The organism is Bradyrhizobium sp. USDA 336, assembly GCF_044908355.1.
Classification (GTDB): Bacteria; Pseudomonadota; Alphaproteobacteria; order Rhizobiales; family Xanthobacteraceae; genus Bradyrhizobium; species Bradyrhizobium yuanmingense.
In genome coordinates, this window is the sequence record NZ_JBIYDC010000002.1 from 465229 (window position 1) to 482363 (window position 17135).

A 17135-nucleotide genomic window follows, 5' to 3' on the forward strand; every position below is an offset into this window, starting at 1 on the left:
GTATCAGGCGGCGGCGGTGCTGACGTCGTCCTTGTCCGCTCCCGCCGTGGGATGCGTGGCCGCGAACTGGTTGCGCAGCTTCTCCTCGTAGGCGATCAGCTTGCGGGCTTCCTTCAGCGCCCGGTAGAGATCGCCGTTCAGAATGTGGTTGTTGATGCCTTCAATGATCGGCCAGGCGCTCGGCACGGCGGTGACGATGTCCCGCACGAGGTTGAAATAGGTGCCGTGCTGGGTCTGCGGATCCGGGGAGATATACATGAGCTGGACCGCCAGATAGACGAGCTTGGCGGGCGTGTCAGCGGTCTCCGGCGTGAGGATGTCGCGCTCGCGCAGGATCGGCACGTTCTCGCCGTCGATCAGGAGGCGGGCCCGCTGGTCCGTGTTGGTGATCACGGAATTGCCGACGATGATGCGTTCGTGCGGTTTGAGCTCGACCTTGAGGGCCATTCCGGTTCTCCATCAACGCTTTCGTAACCGAGCGTTCGTTGCGGCCTGTCAGACCCTGATTCTCGCTTGCAACTAGTTAACGAGCTGTAAACTCAGGTCCTTCCGGCCAAAAAGCTCAATGCTTTCAAGGGCGGGATTTGGCGGCGGTACGACTGGGCGCGCCGCTTACGGGGCCGAATCACGCGCGGCCGGGCAAAAGCGCCGCTTTCATTTCATGTTTCGTTAGAGGTCTCGGCTCCACGGTCCGCCGTCGCTGGGTCCATCGCGATCCAAGCAGACGTGTAACAGTAGCGTCGTTTACCAGAAAGGTAACAGAGTCATGTCCGGTATCGTCCTCTCCGCATCGGTTCGTCAGAACCTGCTCTCCCTCCAGTCCACCGCTGATCTTCTCGCCACCACACAGAACCGTCTGTCGACCGGCAAGAGCGTCAACTCGGCCCTGGACAATCCCACCAACTTCTTCACGGCACAGTCGCTCGACAACCGCGCCAGCGACATCAACAACCTGCTCGACGGCATCGCCAACGGCGTGCAGGTGCTGCAGGCTGCCAACACCGGCATCACCTCGCTGCAGAAGCTGATCGACTCTGCGAAGTCGATCGCCAACCAGGCGCTGCAGACCACGGTCGGCTACTCCACCAAGTCGAACGTCTCCGCCACCATCTCCGGTGCGACGGCGGCCGACCTGCGCGGCACGACCTCCTATGCCAGCGCGACGGCGAGCAGCAACGTCGTGTATAGCGGCGCGGCCGGCGGCACCACCGCGGCGACCGGCACCACGACGCTCGGCGCGACCATCGGGGCGTTCACGGGCACGGCGGGAACGGCCGGCGACGGCACCACGGCCCTGACCGGCACGATCACCCTGATCGCCACCAACGGCACGACCGCAACCGGCCTGCTCGGCAACGCCCAGCCCGCCGACGGCGACACGCTGACCGTCAACGGCAAGACCATCACCTTCCGCAGCGGCACCGCTCCGGCTGCGACCGCCGTTCCGACCGGCTCGGGCGTCAGCGGCAACCTCGTCACCGACGGCAACGGCAACACCACGGTCTATCTCGGCACCGCCGGCACTCCGGCTGCGAACGTCAACGATCTCTTGACCGCGGTCGATCTCGCCAGCGGCGTCAAGACGGTCTCCATCAGCTCGGGTGCTGCGACGTTTGCCACCAGCGTCAACCAGACCGCTTCGAGCGTTGGCGGCGGTGCCGTCACGCTGAGGAGCTCGACGGGCGCGGATCTGAGCGTCACCGGCAAGGCCGACCTGCTCAAGGCGCTGGGCCTGACCAGCTCGGTCGGCGGCGGCAACGCCACCGTGAGCGTCAACCGGACCACGAGCGCCGCCTCGCTGGGTGCGACGATCACCGACGGCTCGACGCTGAACGTCAACGGTCACGTCATCACCTTCAAGAACGCGCCGATCCCGGGCTCGACCGGTGCGCCGAGCATTCCGACCGGTTTTGGTGCGAGCGGTAACATCCTCACCGACGGCAACGGCAACTCGACGGTCTATCTGCAGGGCGGCACGCTCAACGACGTGCTGAAGGCGATCGACCTCGCCACCGGCGTGCAGACCGCGACGATCGCTGCCAACGGCACCGCCACGCTTGCGACGGCTTCCGGCCAGACCAACTCGTCGGTCAACGCCTCGGGCCAGCTGAAGCTGTCCACTGGCGTCAATGCCGATCTGTCGGTCACCGGCACCGGCAACGCGCTGAACGCGCTCGGCCTCGCCGGCAACACCGGGACGGCGACCGCCTTCACCGCGGCTCGCACCTCCGGCATCGGCGGCATCAGCGGCAAGACCTTGACCTTCACCTCCTTCAACGGCGGCACGGCGGTCAACGTCACCTTCGGCGACGGCACCAACGGCACGGTCAAGACGCTCGATCAGCTCAACACCAAGCTGCAGGCCAACAACCTGTCGGCGACGATCGACGCCAACGGCCTGCTGACGATCTCGACCACCAACGACTACGCGTCCTCGACCATCGGTTCGAGCGCCGCGGGTGGTGCGATCGGCGGCACGCTGACCTCGTCGCTCACGTTCTCGACGGCTTCCAGCCCCGTCCAGGACGTCGTCGCGCAGACGGCGCGTGCGAACCTGGTGTCCCAGTTCAACAACATCCTGAACCAGATCGACACCACCGCGCAGGACTCCTCGTTCAACGGCGTCAACCTCTTGAACGGCGACCAGCTCAAGCTGGTGTTCGACGAAACCGGCAAGTCGAACCTCAGCATCACCGGCGTGACCTACAACTCCAAGGGTCTGGGCCTCGCCTCGCTGACCAGCGGTGTCGACTTCATCGACAACGCCGCCACCAACAAGGTGCTGACCAACCTGAACGCCGCCTCGAGCACGCTGCGCTCGCAGGCCTCGAGCCTCGGCTCGAACCTCTCGGTGGTGCAGGTCCGTCAGGATTTCAACAAGAGCCTGATCAACGTGCTGCAGACCGGCTCAGCCAACCTGACCCTGGCCGACACCAACGTCGAGGCGGCCAACAGCCAGGCACTGTCGACCCGCCAGTCGATCGCGGTCTCCGCGCTGTCGCTGGCCAACCAGTCGCAGCAGAGCGTGCTGCAGCTGCTCCGCTAAGGCGCGGACGACATCGCAAGACGATCACGGCGGCGGGGCTTCGGCCCCGCCGCTTTCTTTTGTGCCGGCATCGGAATGCTGCTCGGCGGAGGGAGTGCTGCATTCGAATGCAGCCAATTGCTCACTCTGAGTTATGGTTGACAAGTCGCAAATGCCTCCTAGCTGCCCGAAAAAGTATCATCCTATCATGATGATATCGGTGAGCACGTTTGGGCCTCGAAGGCGCATATGGTGAATCCGCGCAAGGACTGGCGCGACACGCTTCATGCTTTGTTAGCCCTCCGCGTTCACCGTCCCCGACATCGATTAATCCTAATCGAAGTCCTGTTGCGTTGCGTACCAGAAGGGTAACACTCAATGTCCGGTATCGTCCTCTCCGCGTCGGTTCGTCAGAACCTGCTCTCCCTCCAGTCCACCGCTGACCTCCTCGCCACCACACAGAGTCGTCTGTCGACCGGCAAAAGCGTCAACTCGGCCCTGGACAATCCCACCAACTTCTTCACGGCACAGTCGCTCGACAACCGCGCCAGCGACATCAACAACCTGCTCGACGGCATCGCCAACGGCGTGCAGGTGCTGCAGGCTGCCAACACCGGCATCACCTCGCTGCAGAAGCTGATCGACTCTGCGAAGTCGATCGCCAACCAGGCGCTGCAGACCACGGTCGGCTATTCCACCAAGTCGAACGTCTCCACCACCATCTCCGGTGCGACGTCGGCCGACCTGCGCGGCACGACCTCCTATGCCAGCGCGACGGCGAGCAGCAACGTCGTGTATAGCGGCGCGGCCGGCGGCACCACCGCGGCGACCGGCACCACGACGCTCGGCGCGACCATCGGGGCGTTCACGGGCACGGCGGGAACGGCCGGCGACGGCACCACGGCCCTGACCGGCACGATCACCCTGATCGCCACCAACGGCACGACCGCAACCGGCCTGCTCGGCAACGCCCAGCCCGCCGACGGCGACACGCTGACCGTCAACGGCAAGACCATCACCTTCCGCAGCGGCACCGCTCCGGCTGCGACCGCCGTTCCGACCGGCTCGGGCGTCAGCGGCAACCTCGTCACCGACGGCAACGGCAACACCACGGTCTATCTCGGCACCGCCGGCACTCCGGCTGCGAACGTCAACGATCTCTTGACCGCGGTCGATCTCGCCAGCGGCGTCAAGACGGTCTCCATCAGCTCGGGTGCTGCGACGTTTGCCACCAGCGTCAACCAGACCGCTTCGAGCGTTGGTGGCGGTGCCGTCACGCTGAGGAGCTCGACGGGCGCGGATCTGAGCGTCACCGGCAAGGCCGACCTGCTCAAGGCGCTGGGCCTGACCAGCTCGGTCGGCGGCGGCAACGCCACCGTGAGCGTCAACCGGACCACGAGCGCCGCCTCGCTGGGTGCGACGATCACCGACGGCTCGACGCTGAACGTCAACGGTCACGTCATCACCTTCAAGAACGCGCCGATCCCGGGCTCGACCGGTGCTCCGAGCGTTCCGGCTGGTTATGGTGCGAACGGTAACATCCTCACCGACGGCAACGGCAACTCGACGGTCTATCTGCAGGGCGGCACGCTCAACGACGTCTTGAAGGCGATCGACCTCGCCACCGGCGTGCAGACCGCGACGATCGCTGCCAACGGCACCGCCACGCTTGCGACGGCTTCCGGCCAGACCAACTCGTCGGTCAACGCCTCGGGCCTGCTCAAGATCTCGACCGGCGTCAACGCCGATCTGTCGGTCACCGGCACCGGCAACGCGCTGAACGCGCTCGGCCTCGCCGGCAACACCGGGACGGCGACCGCCTTCACCGCGGCTCGCACCTCCGGCATCGGCGGCATCAGCGGCAAGACCTTGACCTTCACCTCCTTCAACGGCGGCACGGCGGTCAACGTCACCTTCGGCGACGGCACCAACGGCACGGTCAAGACGCTCGATCAGCTCAACACCAAGCTGCAGGCCAACAACCTGACGGCGACGATCGACGCCAACGGCCTGCTGACGGTCTCGACCACCAACGATTATGCGTCCTCGACCATCGGTTCGAGCGCCGCGGGTGGTGCGATCGGCGGCACGCTGACCTCGTCGCTAACCTTCTCGACGGCTTCTACCCCCGTCCAGGATACGGTTGCCCAGACCTCGCGTGCCAACCTGGTCAATCAGTTCAACAACATCCTCCAGCAGATCGACTCGACTGCCCAGGACTCCTCGTTCAACGGCGTCAACCTCTTGAACGGCGACCAGCTCAAGCTGGTGTTCGACGAGACTGCCAAGTCGAGCCTCAGCATCACCGGCGTGACCTACAACTCCAAAGGTCTGGGCCTCGCCGCACTGACCAGCGGTGTCGACTTCATCGACAACGCTGCCACCAACAAGGTGCTGACCAACCTGAACGCCGCGTCGAGCACGCTGCGCTCGCAGGCCTCGAGCCTCGGCTCGAACCTGACGATCGTGCAGGTTCGTCAGGACTTCAACAAGAACCTGATCAACGTGCTGCAGACCGGCTCGTCCAACCTGACCCTGGCCGACACCAACGTCGAGGCGGCCAACAGCCAGGCGCTGTCGACCCGCCAGTCGATCGCGGTCTCCGCGCTGTCGCTGGCCAACCAGTCGCAGCAGAGCGTGCTGCAGCTGCTCCGCTAAGGCGCGGACGACATCGCAAGACGATCACGGCGGCGGGGCTTCGGCCCCGCCGTTTCTTTTTTGCGCACTCGGAGATTTCGAGGAGGGCAGAAAAGTAACCAGCGGTTATGGTTAACCGAGCGTAAGCGTCAGGAATTGCCAATAGTTTCAGATGGATTGCGAGCCGTGCCCGTACGTTCGACTCGCTTATGGTGAACCGGCGCTTATGCGGGCGTCATGCGTTTCACCCTTTATTAGCCATGTCACGGCACCCTGTGCCCGTCACTCGATCCAGAAGCGATCGAACGAAGACGCGTAAGCCAGAAGGGTAAGAGTCATGTCCGGTATTGTTCTCTCTGCGTCGGTTCGTCAGAACCTGCTGTCTCTCCAGTCCACCGCCGATCTTCTCGCCACCACACAGAACCGTCTGTCGACCGGCAAGAGCGTCAACTCGGCCCTGGACAATCCCACCAACTTCTTCACGGCACAGTCGCTCGACAACCGCGCCAGCGACATCAACAACCTGCTCGACGGCATCGCCAACGGCGTGCAGGTGCTGCAGGCCGCCAACACCGGCCTGACCTCGCTGCAGAAGCTGATCGACAGCGCCAAGTCGATCGCCAACCAGGCGCTGCAGACCACCGTCGGCTACTCCACCAAGTCCAACGTTTCTACCACCATCTCCGGTGCGACCGCGGCCGACCTGCGCGGCACGACGAGCTTCGCCAGCGCGACCGCGAGCAGCAACGTGCTGTATAACGGCACGGCCGGCGGCACGACCGCTGCGAACGGCACGACGACGCTCGGCGCCACCATCGGCGCCTTCACGGGCACGGCGGGAACGGCCGGCGACGGCACCACGGCCCTGACCGGCACGATCACCCTGATCGCCACCAACGGCACGACCGCCACCGGCCTCGTCGGCAACGCCCAGCCCGCCGATGGCGACACGCTGACCGTCAACGGCAAGACCATCACCTTCCGCAGCGGCGCCGCGCCGACGTCGGCCGGCGTTCCGGCTGGTTCGGGCGTCAGCGGCAACCTCGTCACCGACGGCAACGGCAACACTACCGTTTACCTCGGCACTGCCGGTACCCCGGCTGCGAACGTCAGCGATCTCTTGACCGCGATCGATCTCGCCAGCGGCGTCAAGACGGTTGCCATCAGCTCCGGCGCCGCGACAATCGCCACCAGCTTCAACCAGACCGCTTCGAGCGTTGGCGGCGGTGCCGTCACACTGAGAAGCTCGACGGGTGCGGATCTCAGCGTCACCGGCAGAGCCGACCTGCTCAAGTCTCTCGGCCTGAGCGCATCGGTGGGTGGCGGCAATGCCACCGTCAACGTGAACCGGACCACGACCTCGGCCTCGCTCGGCGCGACGATCACCGACGGTTCGACGCTGAACGTCAACGGTCACGTCATCACCTTCAAGAACGCGCCGATCCCGGGCTCGACCGGTGCTCCGAGCGTTCCGGCTGGTTATGGTGCGAGCGGTAACATCCTCACCGACGGCAACGGCAACTCGACGGTCTATCTGCAGGGCGGCACGGTCAACGACGTCTTGAAGGCGATCGACCTCGCCACCGGCGTGCAGACCGCGACGATCGCCGCCAACGGCACCGCGACGCTTGTGACCGCCACCGGTCAGTCGAACTCGACGATCAACACGTCCGGCCAGCTCAAGCTCTCGACCGGCATCAATGCCGACCTGTCGATCACCGGCAGCGGCAATGCGCTCAACGTGTTCGGCCTCGCCGGCAACACCGGCAGCGCGACCGCCTTCACCGCGGCCCGCACCTCCGGCATCGGCGGCATCGCCGGCAAGACGCTGACCTTCACCTCCTTCAACGGCGGCACGGCGGTCAACGTCACCTTCGGCGACGGCACCAACGGCACGGTCAAGACGCTCGATCAGCTCAACACCAAGCTGCAGGCCAACAACCTGTCCGCGACGATCGACGCCAACGGCCTGCTGACCATCACCGCCTCCAACGACTATGCGTCCTCGACGCTGGGCTCGACGGCTGCCGGCGGTGCGATCGGCGGCACGCTCACCTCGGCCCTGACCTTCTCGACCGCTTCCACGCCCGTCCAGGATGGCGTTGCCCAGACGGCGCGTGCCAATCTGGTGACTCAGTTCAACAACATCCTGAACCAGATCGACACCACCGCGCAGGACTCCTCGTTCAACGGCGTCAACCTCTTGAATGGAGACCAGCTCAAGCTGGTGTTCGACGAGACCGCCAAGTCGAGCCTGAACATCACGGGCGTGACCTATAATTCCAAGGGTCTCGGCCTTGCCTCGCTGACGGTCGGCGTCGACTTCATCGACAACGCCGCCGCCAACCGGGTGCTGACCAACCTGAACGCCGCCTCGAGCACGCTGCGCTCGCAGGCCTCGAGCCTCGGCTCGAACCTCTCGGTGGTGCAGATCCGGCAGGACTTCAACAAGAACCTGATCAACGTGCTGCAGACTGGCTCGTCCAACCTGACCCTGGCCGACACCAACGTCGAGGCGGCCAACAGCCAGGCACTGTCGACCCGGCAGTCGATCGCGGTCTCCGCCCTGTCGCTGGCCAACACGTCGCAGCAGAGCGTGCTGCAGCTGCTCCGCTAACAAGCAGCTGAAATCACTGACTAAAATCGAGCGGCGGGGCCTTGGCCCCGCCGCTTTTTCTTTGCGTCCGGGGGCGGGCAGGGGCGTTCATCGGCGGTTAACCCTATCCCTTAAACCGCCGTTAACCATACTTTAAAGGACACCTCCTAAAACTGGACAAAAGGCCGGCTTTCCAGTCCGCGCGGCCGATTCGTATCCGGTTCAAGAGGAAGACTCGCCAATGTCCAACATCGTTCTCTCGGCGTCAGTTCGCCAGAACCTGTTGTCGCTGCAGTCGACGGCCGACTTGCTGGCCACGACGCAGGAGCGGCTGTCGACCGGCAAGAAGGTCAACACGGCGCTCGACAATCCCACCAACTTCTTCACGGCGCAGGGGCTGGACAACCGGGCGAGCGACATCAGCAACCTGCTCGACGGCATCAATAACGGCGTCCAGGTGTTGCAGGCCGCCAACACAGGCATCACCTCGCTGCAGAAACTGATCGACAGCGCCAAGTCGATCGCCAACCAGGCGCTGCAGACCACGGTCGGCTATTCCACCAAGTCGAACGTCTCCACCACGATTCCCGGCGCGACCCCGGCCGACCTGCGCGGCACGACCTCCTATGCGAGTGCGACCGCGAAGAGCAACGTGCTCTATACCGGCGCGGCCGGCGGCGTGACCCCGGTCACGGGAACTGCCGCACTCGGCGCCTCGCTCGGTTCGAGCGCCGGCACCTTCACAGGTACGGCCGCGCTCGCGGCCGACGGCACCACCGCGCTGTCCGGCACGGCGACGCTGGTCGGCACCACGGCATCGACCACCTTCGGCACGCCGCCCGCGGACGGCGACACCATCACGGTGAACGGCAAGACCATCACCTTCCGCACCGGCGCTGCTCCGAGCACCCAGCCGACCGGCTGGGGCCTCGACGCCAGCGGGCACATCGCCACCGATGGCAACGGCAATTCGATCATTTATCAGGGAACGGCTGCCGCGCCCCTAGCGACCGTCAACGACGTCCTCACCGCCATCGACCTCGCCAGCGGCGTCAAGACCGCAACCATCAGCGCAGGCGCGGCCACATTCGCTGTCAGCGGCTCGGCCGGCCCTGTCGGCACGCTTCAGGTGGCATCGTCGATATCGGGCGGCGGCGCGGTGACGCTGAAGAGTTCGACCGGCGCCGATCTCAGCGTGACCGGAAAGGCAGACTTCCTCAAGGCGCTCGGCCTGACCTCTGCGACCGGTGCGGGCAATGCGAACGTGACCGCGAACCGCTCGACGACCGCGGGTTCGCTCGGCACCCTGGTCCAGGACGGCTCGACGCTGAACATCGGCGGGAAGACCATCACCTTCAAGAACGCGCAGACGCCGCAATCGACAGCGAGCGTGGCCACCGGCTATGGCGTCAGCGGCAACGTCGTCACAGACGGCAACGGTAACTCGACGGTCTACATCCAGAGCGCGACGCTGACCGATTTGCTCAACGCGGTCGACCTCGCCACCGGCGTCAAGACCGCCAGCATCTTCAACGGCGCGGCAACCATCTCGACCACCGCGGGCCAGATCCCGTCGTCGGTCAACAGCAGCGGTCAGCTTGCGCTCTCGACCGGCATCAATGCCGACCTGTCGATCACCGGCACCGGCAATGCGCTCAGCGCCTTCGGCCTCAGCGGCAACACGGGAACGGCGACGGCCTTCACCGCGGCGCGCACTTCGGGCGTCGGCGGCATCAGCGGCAAGACCCTGACCTTCACCTCCTTCAACGGCGGCACGCCTGTCAACGTCACCTTCGGCGACGGCACCAACGGCACCGTCAAGACACTTGACCAACTCAACGCGCAGCTTCAGGCCAATCACCTGACGGCCACGATCGATGCCAACGGCGTGCTCACGGTGACCACCGTCAATGAATACGCCTCTTCGACGCTCGGCTCGACGATCGCGGGCGGCGCGGTCGGCGGCACGATCACCGGCGTTCTCGCCTTCACCACCGCGCAGCCGCCGGTCCAGGATCCCGTGGCGCAGACCGCGCGCTCCAACCTGGTCAACCAGTTCAACAACATTCTGGCCCAGATCGACACGACCTCGCAGGACTCCTCCTTCAACGGCGTCAACCTGCTCAATGGCGACACGCTGAAGCTGGTCTTCAACGAGACCGGCAGCTCCACGCTGAGCATCAACGGCGTGGTGTTCAATGCGGCGGGCCTCGGTCTCAGCAATCTGGTCAACGGCGTCGATTTCATCGACAACGGTGCCACCAACAGGGTGCTGGCCAGCCTGAACGCGGCCTCGAGCACGTTGCGTTCGCAAGGCTCCACGCTCGGTTCGAACCTGTCGATCGTGCAGGTGCGTCAGGACTTCTCCAAGAACCTGATCAACGTGCTGCAGACCGGCTCAGCCAACCTGACGCTCGCCGACACCAACGAGGAAGCGGCGAACAGCCAGGCACTGTCGACGCGCCAGTCGATCGCGGTCTCCGCGCTGTCGCTGGCCAACCAGTCGCAACAGAGCGTGCTGCAGCTGCTCCGCTAATTCCGCAGCGCAACTTCGCTATTCGAGATTACGCGGCGGAGCTGATGCTCCGCCGTTCTTTTGAGGAAGATCGCTAAGACGAGATTAGCCGAGATCGACGCGCATCACGCCAGGCGAGTTTACATCGTGCGTGCGTGGATCTAGCGTTGCGCCGACGAAGGACTCCGTGCCCCGTAATTCTGCGGAGTGCTTCCAAGCACGATACGTAAGCAAATCTTAAGCGGTGCTGCCTAGGGTTGGGAAAGAAATCCTTAAGCGCGTACAACGCGCTAGGTAACCTCCAGGGTGTGATTGATGTCGAATTCCGCTGCCTCGGCTTATGCGCGTGTTGCAACCACCACCGCATCTCCTCGCGACATCGAGGCGCAGACTCTGCTCAAGGCCGCCAACAAGCTCCAGGACGCGGTGAACAACGCCGATCCGCTCAGCGAGCAGACCATGCAGGCCCTGATGTTCAACCGCAAGCTCTGGACCATCTTCCTGAGCGAGGCGATGCGCGACAGCAATCCGCAGCCGATCGACGTCCGGCAGAAGATCGCCAACATCAGCGTGTTCGTGTTGAGCCAGACCGCCGCGCTGCAGATGAGCCCGCAGTTCGATCACTTCCGTCCGCTGATCGAGATCAACCGCAATATCGCGGCAGGGCTGTCCGGACGGCCGTGACGGAATTCGTGATGGTCGCCATCACGAGCACATCGGCGAAACTCGCAATTCGGCAGGAGCTGATCACGGCCAGTGGTCTTGCCTCGGCACGCGAACTCCGCGCTGACCGATGACGGCCAGACGCAGAGCAGAAACATCGGCATCGATCGCGTGATCGCTAGGCGCTGAGATCCGTGCTGAGCGGACGCGAGGGCTCGGACTTCATGTCCAGTGCGTGGAAATAGGCACGCCGGCGGAGCATCGCCTCGTCAGGGAACTGGTTCACCACCGTGTCGGTCTTGTCGTTGACGACCTGAAAGACGAAAGACGCGGCCGCCTGGTCGAACACGACCTGGCGCGAGATGTTCTCGTGGTTCGGCAAATCATTGCGCACCGGCGCGCTCGTATCGCTCGCGGCGACCGTTTGCCTCACCGGAAGATCAGTTTGCACAGCCTCGTTCGCCGCCGAATTCGACGTCGGTACGATCTGCACGGGGGCCGGGATCCCCACCGGCCTGATGCTGAAATCTGTACTCATGGCAGCCTCCTGGTTGCCTTACGTGAGTCAAATCCCAACCCCTCTAATCACGCAAGCATGGAACACCAGGACTGAACACTCGGTAAGGAAACGTGCCTAACCGCGCGACGCCATCGCCGCGCGGTTTTTCCTAAAATTGTCGGTTGCTCTCGTGCTGCTCAGAGCGAGCGGCTGACCGCAAGCGGCGTGATATGGCGCGGACCTGGCGCCGCGCTGCGCCCGGCGGCGGTATAGGTGTTCGGCACGTTGCGCTTCTGGATCTCGGCGTTGACGCCGCGCACGACGCTTTCGGAAACCGCGTGCGCGGTCGCGAGCACGGTGAGATTGACCTGGAGCATCGCGCGGAACGCATCGTGGTGGCGATGCAGCGTCGAGAGCAGCTCCGGCGCGGACTTCGCGAGCTGGTCCTGGTTTGCCTTCAGCTGGCCGACTGCGCTGACGTAGCTGCGCGACAATTCCTGCTTCTTGCCCTCGAGTGTCATCGCCTCGCGGACCTTGCCGGCGCGGACGAGCTCGGTCTCTCGCTCGATCAATCCGAGCAGCGCGCTCATCGCGTCCATCAGGTCTTCGGCGAGCTTGCGCGCCTCGCTGCTGACGGGCGCGCTGCCCGGGCGCTGGGCCTGCATCGGCTGACGTGAGGCGTTGAAATGGTTCATCTCGTTTGACCTTATGCCGTGCGGATCGTTTTCGCCTGCTGCAGGATGAGGGTACGGTAGACGTCGCTGGCGATGCCGACGCCGCCGGCCTGGGCGAAGTTCTTGGAATATTGCTCGGTCAGCATCGAGCGCCATACGCCGGTGCCGGGCGTGTCGCCGAACGGGCCTTCGCCTTTCAGGCCCGAGGTCATCTGCGCGAACATGCTGTTGAGGAACATTGCCTCGAAGTCGGTGGCGGTCTTCTGCGCCTTGGCCTGTTGCTGCGGCGAGACCTTTTGCAGCGCGGCGGCGAGCTCGAAGTCCGGCCGGCCGTTCCGGCTCTCGACCGAGAAGGCCGAACTGGTGGCGAGGCGAGGGGTGTTGATCGCGCTGGTCTGCATCACATCACCTCAATGTCGGCTTCGATGGCGCCGGCGGCCTTGATCGCCTGGAGGATGCTGATCATGTCGCGGGGGCCGATGCCAAGGCCGTTGAGGCCGTCGACGAGCTGCTGGAGCGAGACGCCGTCCTTGACGAGCGCCAGCTTCTTGCCGTCCTCGGTGACGGTGACGCTGCTGCGCGGCGCGACCACGGTGCGGCCGCGTGACAGCGGATTGGGCTGGCTCACCTGCGGGCTCTCGGAGATGGTGACCGTGAGGTTGCCCTGCGCCACCGCGACGGTGGCGACGCGGACGTCGCGGCCCATCACGATGATGCCGCTGCGTTCGTCGATGACGATCTTGGCGGCGAGATCAGGGTCGACCTGGAGCTGCTCGATCTCGGTGAGGAAAGCGACGACGTTGCCCTTGAACTCGGGCGGAATCGACAGCTGCACCGTCGAGGGATCGATCGGTTCGGCGGTCTTGACGCCGAGATAGTCGTTGATTGCGGCCGCGATGCGCTTGGCGGTGGTGAAGTCGGGATTGCGCAGCGCCAGGCGGACGTTCGGCAGCCGGTTGAGCGCGAACTCGATCTCGCGCTCGATGATGGCGCCGTTGGCGATGCGTCCCACCGTCGGGACGCCCCGCACGATCTTGGCGGCCTCGCCCTCGGCCTGGAAGCCGGAGATCGCGAGCGAGCCCTGCGCCACCGCATAGACGTTGCCGTCGGCGCCGAGCAGGGGGGTGACCAGCAGGGTGCCGCCCTGGAGGTTCTTGGCGTCGCCGAGCGCGGACACGGTGACGTCCATGCGCGTGCCCTGGGTGGCGAAGGCCGGCAGGTTGCCCGTGACCATGACGGCGGCGACGTTGCCGGTGCGGATCGTGGCGCCGCGGATGTTGACGCCCATGCGTTCGAGCATCGCCTGCAGCGACTGCTTGGTGAAGGGGATGTTGTTGAGCGTGTCGCCGGTGCCGTTGAGGCCGACGACGAGGCCATAACCGATGAGCTGGTTCTGCCGCACGCCCTCGATATTGGCGAGGTCCTTGATGCGCGAGGTCGCCGCCGCGGAGGTGACCGACAGCGCCAGCGCCGACAGCGCGGCGCAGGCCAACCCAACAATCCTCACCCAACGAACGCCTGGCATCTCTGCTCCCCAAGACCCCTAGAAGAGGCTCCTCAAATCGGACAGGACTTGCACGACACTCCCATGACGAGCTGGTCCGGCGCTTTCCTTGCGAGCGCTGTGCCAACGCCCGACGGCGAGGTAGGTGGCTGAATAGCTTGAATAAATCTGTTGCGACCGCTGTCAGCACTCGTTCGCCCTGGGGAGCGAAACTGCCGCCTGTCGGCAGATTTTGCCGGGCCGTTTACGCACCGTTAACCATAAGACAGCGAAGGTGAGGCATCGATCACCCGGATTCTTTCCGATGCGCATCTACGGACCGAACGGTACGACGCTTGGCACACCGGCCAGCCAGGCCAAGCGGACGGGCTCCGGCAGCTTCGTTCTGCCCGACACCTCATCGGCGCAGGAGACGCGGAGCGCTGCCGCACCGAAGGCGGCCGCCAACATCGATGCACTGCTGGCGTTGCAGGGTGTCGAGGAGGATCCGGTCGAGCGCCGCAAGCGCTCGGTCGCCCGCGGCAGGACTGCGCTGGACGTGCTCGACGATCTCAAGATGGGCCTGTTGTCCGGCAATCTCGACGCTTCAACCGTGATGCGCCTGCGCGATGCCGCGGTGAACCTGAAATCGTCCTCCGGCGATGCCGGCCTCGATGCGGTGCTCTCCGAGATCGAGCTACGCGTCGAGGTCGAGCTGGCAAAGGCCGGGCAGGGGTAGTCTGGCAGGCTGTCTTACGCCGCCTCTTCCTTCAACTGCGCATCATAGCGGCGCTGGGCGGCGAGCACGTCCTTCAGATTCTGCTCGGCCCAATCGCGTAACGGATCCACAGCCGCCGCCAGCGTCAGGCCGAGCTGGGTGATCGAATATTCCACCGTCACTGGCACGGTCGCGATGGCGCGGCGCCTGATCAGGCCGTCGCGTTCGAGCGACTTGAGCACCTGGCTCAGCATCTTCTGCGAGATGCCTTCAATCGTGCGGCGCAACTGATTGAAGCGCATCGGCTCCTCGCGCAGGAGCAAGAGGATCAGCACCGCCCATTTGTCGCCGACGCGATCGAGGATTTGGCGGGTGGGGCAGTTCGCTGCGTAGACGTCGGGTTTCATCGTCAGTTCTCGGAAATCCATACCGTTGCTTGGCATCCGCGTGCCGGTTGTACGCGATCAGTTACCTCAGCGTAATCAGGTAAGCACAAAGTGCTCTCTTAACACCAGCGTTCTTTGCGATATCTAGTCTCTGTCAGTTACCATAGAAGCAAAGGAGCCTTCCATGAAAATCGCAGTCGCCGGCGCCTCGGGCCGGGCAGGGTCCGAGATCACCAAGGAGCTGTCCCGCCGCGGCCACACGGTCACGGCCATCGCCCGGAACCCGGAAAAGATTGCGGCCCTGCCGAACGTCACGCCAACCAAGGGGGATGTGCTCGACCAAGCGGGCCTCGCCAAGCTGTGGGCCGGTCACGACGTCGCCGTGAGTTCCGTGCACTTCCTGGCCAGTGATCCGCTCAAGCTGATCGGTGCGGCGAAGGACTCCAAGGTCGGTCGCTACCTCGTGGTGGGCGGCGCCGGGAGCCTCGAGGTTGCCCCGGGCGTGAAGCTGGTCACGACTCCCAATTTTCCGGCCCAATACAAGGCCGAAGCGGAGGCGGGCTCGGCCTTCCTGGACCTGCTGCGGCAGGAAAAGGACCTGAACTGGACCTTCATCTCGCCCTCGGCGCTGTTCGAGGAGGGGGAGCGGACGGCTAAGTTCCGGCTCGGGACCGACCAGCTTCTCGCAGATGCGAACGGCAAGAGCTGGATCACCTTCGCCGACTATGCCATTGCGCTCGCCGACGAGATCGAAAAGCCGGCCCACCTGAAGCAGCGCTTCACGGTCGGCTATTAAGGTCCGCAAGCCGCCTCCGAGCCCGTAAGGATAAACCTTCCTGTGCAAGGGCTTGGGGGCGAGGACCGGGCGGCGAGGGAAATATTGTCTGTCACGGGAGGCCACTATATAAGGCCCGGCTCAACGGACCCCGGTCCGTCAGCGAGTCGTTGCTTTAGAAGATAGGCCTCCCTTGGAAAAGTTGAAAAACTACCGACCGACCGACAAAGAGCCTTTCATGAACGACCGGCAGAAGGAGTACTTCCGTTTGAAGCTCCTCGCCTGGAAGGATGAGATCCTCAAAGAGTCCAAGCTCACCCTGCAAGCCCTGCAGGAGGAGAACGTGAACCACCCCGATCTCGCCGATCGGGCCTCGTCCGAAACCGACCGTGCCATCGAGCTCCGCGCCCGCGACCGCCAGCGCAAATTGATCGCCAAGATCGACGCCGCGCTCCAGCGTATCGAGGACAACACCTACGGCTATTGCGAGGAAACCGGCGAGCCGATCTCGTTGAAGCGGCTCGAGGCCCGGCCCATCGCGACGCTCTCGGTGGAAGCGCAGGAGCGCCACGAGAAACGCGAGAAGGTCTATCGCGACGAATAAGGTCCGAGCCGCAGAGATGCGGCTCTTTGTTTTTGGACGCAAGGCGCGCCGTTTCGCGCCGTGCTCGGTATATTGCCCGTCGCTTGCCGTCGCGCCCACCATCGCGACGGCGCGATCGCGAAAAGTAAATCGCGATCAACGGGCTAGACTGGATTGCTCCGAGCTCACGTGAGTTCGGATGAGAAACAGCCTTCACTTCAGGTGCGGGAGATTTTGCGAGTCGCATCAACGAGATCGACTCTGAAGTTGAGACGCTGATCCAGCTGCATCAAGCATCGCTGCAATCAGGCCTGCTGCGACGTCTCGAGACGGGCATTCCCATAAAGCCCGGACCAGCTCAATATTTCCTTAAACGCCGGCAACAGGCGTAGGCCGCATCGGTCAACTCGTACTCGACCCTCAACGGCTTTTCCGCGAAGACAGTGCGCGACACAAGGCCGTCCTGCTCGAGCTCGCGCAGCTGCGTGGTCAGCATGTGCTGGGTGATGCCGCCGATCGAACGCCGCAAGGCGCCGAAACGAACCGCGCCGTTCATCAGCGCAAACAGGATCTCCAGCCTG

The 17135-nt window shown here is 64.4% G+C and carries 14 protein-coding genes and 1 pseudogene; 8 read left to right on the forward strand and 7 right to left on the reverse strand.

Features of this window, described 5'->3' with window-relative positions:
* Positions 1-3: 3 nt before the first annotated feature.
* Positions 4-447: a flagellar biosynthesis repressor FlbT gene (gene flbT, locus ABIA45_RS02925; protein ID WP_271540496.1), complete on the reverse strand. Its 444-nt coding sequence runs from the start codon at positions 445-447 to the stop codon at positions 4-6.
* A gap of 319 nt (positions 448-766) precedes the next feature.
* Here flbT and ABIA45_RS02930 point away from each other — a divergent pair, with 319 nt between their 5' ends.
* The 5 genes from ABIA45_RS02930 to flaF all read left to right on the forward strand — a co-directional run bounded on the left by ABIA45_RS02930 (position 767) and on the right by flaF (position 11457).
* Entirely contained in the window at positions 767-3046 is a 2280-nt protein-coding gene (locus ABIA45_RS02930; RefSeq protein WP_404539735.1) for a DUF1522 domain-containing protein, read from the forward strand.
* Positions 3047-3403: 357 nt separating this feature from the next.
* On the forward strand, positions 3404-5683 hold the full coding sequence (locus ABIA45_RS02935; protein ID WP_404539738.1) for a DUF1522 domain-containing protein: 2280 nt from the start codon (positions 3404-3406) through the stop codon (positions 5681-5683).
* Between the two features lie 316 nt (positions 5684-5999).
* Positions 6000-8279, forward strand: coding sequence for a DUF1522 domain-containing protein (locus ABIA45_RS02940; protein ID WP_404539741.1), 2280 nt, complete (start codon positions 6000-6002; stop codon positions 8277-8279).
* Between the two features lie 220 nt (positions 8280-8499).
* Complete coding sequence (locus ABIA45_RS02945; protein WP_157280812.1) at positions 8500-10794, forward strand: DUF1522 domain-containing protein; 2295 nt, start codon at positions 8500-8502, stop codon at positions 10792-10794.
* A gap of 294 nt (positions 10795-11088) precedes the next feature.
* A complete protein-coding gene (flaF, locus tag ABIA45_RS02950) occupies positions 11089-11457 on the forward strand; it encodes a flagellar biosynthesis regulator FlaF (protein WP_018642830.1) in 369 nt (122 codons plus the stop codon).
* Positions 11458-11614: 157 nt separating this feature from the next.
* Here flaF and ABIA45_RS02955 read toward each other — a convergent pair whose 3' ends face one another.
* From ABIA45_RS02955 to ABIA45_RS02970, 4 genes are all read right to left on the reverse strand, one after another.
* The gene (locus ABIA45_RS02955) at positions 11615-11974 is read right to left on the reverse strand and encodes a hypothetical protein (protein ID WP_036027927.1); all 360 of its coding nucleotides are present in this window, start codon (positions 11972-11974) and stop codon (positions 11615-11617) included.
* Positions 11975-12132: 158 nt separating this feature from the next.
* Positions 12133-12630 carry a hypothetical protein gene (locus ABIA45_RS02960; protein ID WP_157280811.1) on the reverse strand — a complete coding sequence of 166 codons (498 nt, stop codon included), beginning with the start codon at positions 12628-12630 and terminating at the stop codon, positions 12133-12135.
* 11 nt (positions 12631-12641) lie between these two features.
* Positions 12642-13010, reverse strand: a complete 369-nt coding sequence (flgJ, locus tag ABIA45_RS02965; protein ID WP_036013115.1) for a flagellar assembly peptidoglycan hydrolase FlgJ — start codon at positions 13008-13010, stop codon at positions 12642-12644.
* The gene (locus ABIA45_RS02970; protein ID WP_036027924.1) at positions 13010-14134 is read right to left on the reverse strand and encodes a flagellar basal body P-ring protein FlgI; all 1125 of its coding nucleotides are present in this window, start codon (positions 14132-14134) and stop codon (positions 13010-13012) included. Before ABIA45_RS02970 ends, flgJ begins: the two co-directional genes overlap by 1 nt.
* Before the next feature lie 283 nt (positions 14135-14417).
* Here ABIA45_RS02970 and ABIA45_RS02975 point away from each other — a divergent pair, with 283 nt between their 5' ends.
* A complete protein-coding gene (locus ABIA45_RS02975) occupies positions 14418-14831 on the forward strand; it encodes a flagellar assembly protein FliX (protein ID WP_157280810.1) in 414 nt (137 codons plus the stop codon).
* A gap of 14 nt (positions 14832-14845) precedes the next feature.
* Here ABIA45_RS02975 and ABIA45_RS02980 read toward each other — a convergent pair whose 3' ends face one another.
* Positions 14846-15217, reverse strand: a complete 372-nt coding sequence (locus tag ABIA45_RS02980) for a helix-turn-helix domain-containing protein (RefSeq protein ID WP_025037390.1) — start codon at positions 15215-15217, stop codon at positions 14846-14848.
* A gap of 163 nt (positions 15218-15380) precedes the next feature.
* Here ABIA45_RS02980 and ABIA45_RS02985 point away from each other — a divergent pair, with 163 nt between their 5' ends.
* The gene (locus ABIA45_RS02985) at positions 15381-15992 is read left to right on the forward strand and encodes an NAD(P)-dependent oxidoreductase (protein WP_404651042.1); all 612 of its coding nucleotides are present in this window, start codon (positions 15381-15383) and stop codon (positions 15990-15992) included.
* A gap of 217 nt (positions 15993-16209) precedes the next feature.
* Positions 16210-16575 carry an RNA polymerase-binding protein DksA gene (dksA, locus tag ABIA45_RS02990; protein ID WP_085966600.1) on the forward strand — a complete coding sequence of 122 codons (366 nt, stop codon included), beginning with the start codon at positions 16210-16212 and terminating at the stop codon, positions 16573-16575.
* 284 nt (positions 16576-16859) lie between these two features.
* Here the strand turns inward: dksA and ABIA45_RS02995 are convergent.
* A pseudogene (locus ABIA45_RS02995) lies at positions 16860-17134 on the reverse strand (winged helix-turn-helix transcriptional regulator); the annotation flags it as partial.
* Position 17135 lies beyond the last annotated feature (1 nt).

Excerpts from the sequence above, each read along its gene's own strand:
- ABIA45_RS02940 (WP_404539741.1), top strand. The coding sequence starts at position 6,000 with ATGTCCGGTATTGTTCTCTCTGCGTCGGTTCGTCAGAACCTGCTGTCT.
- ABIA45_RS02980 (WP_025037390.1), bottom strand. The coding sequence starts at position 15,217 with ATGAAACCCGACGTCTACGCAGCGAACTGCCCCACCCGCCAAATCCTC.
- ABIA45_RS02935 (WP_404539738.1), top strand. The coding sequence starts at position 3,404 with ATGTCCGGTATCGTCCTCTCCGCGTCGGTTCGTCAGAACCTGCTCTCC.
- ABIA45_RS02955 (WP_036027927.1), bottom strand. The coding sequence starts at position 11,974 with ATGAGTACAGATTTCAGCATCAGGCCGGTGGGGATCCCGGCCCCCGTG.
- ABIA45_RS02975 (WP_157280810.1), top strand. The coding sequence starts at position 14,418 with ATGCGCATCTACGGACCGAACGGTACGACGCTTGGCACACCGGCCAGC.
- ABIA45_RS02985 (WP_404651042.1), top strand. The coding sequence starts at position 15,381 with ATGAAAATCGCAGTCGCCGGCGCCTCGGGCCGGGCAGGGTCCGAGATC.
- flaF (WP_018642830.1), top strand. The coding sequence starts at position 11,089 with ATGTCGAATTCCGCTGCCTCGGCTTATGCGCGTGTTGCAACCACCACC.
- ABIA45_RS02945 (WP_157280812.1), top strand. The coding sequence starts at position 8,500 with ATGTCCAACATCGTTCTCTCGGCGTCAGTTCGCCAGAACCTGTTGTCG.
- ABIA45_RS02960 (WP_157280811.1), bottom strand. The coding sequence starts at position 12,630 with ATGAACCATTTCAACGCCTCACGTCAGCCGATGCAGGCCCAGCGCCCG.
- dksA (WP_085966600.1), top strand. The coding sequence starts at position 16,210 with ATGAACGACCGGCAGAAGGAGTACTTCCGTTTGAAGCTCCTCGCCTGG.
- flbT (WP_271540496.1), bottom strand. The coding sequence starts at position 447 with ATGGCCCTCAAGGTCGAGCTCAAACCGCACGAACGCATCATCGTCGGC.
- ABIA45_RS02970 (WP_036027924.1), bottom strand. The coding sequence starts at position 14,134 with ATGCCAGGCGTTCGTTGGGTGAGGATTGTTGGGTTGGCCTGCGCCGCG.
- flgJ (WP_036013115.1), bottom strand. The coding sequence starts at position 13,010 with ATGCAGACCAGCGCGATCAACACCCCTCGCCTCGCCACCAGTTCGGCC.
- ABIA45_RS02930 (WP_404539735.1), top strand. The coding sequence starts at position 767 with ATGTCCGGTATCGTCCTCTCCGCATCGGTTCGTCAGAACCTGCTCTCC.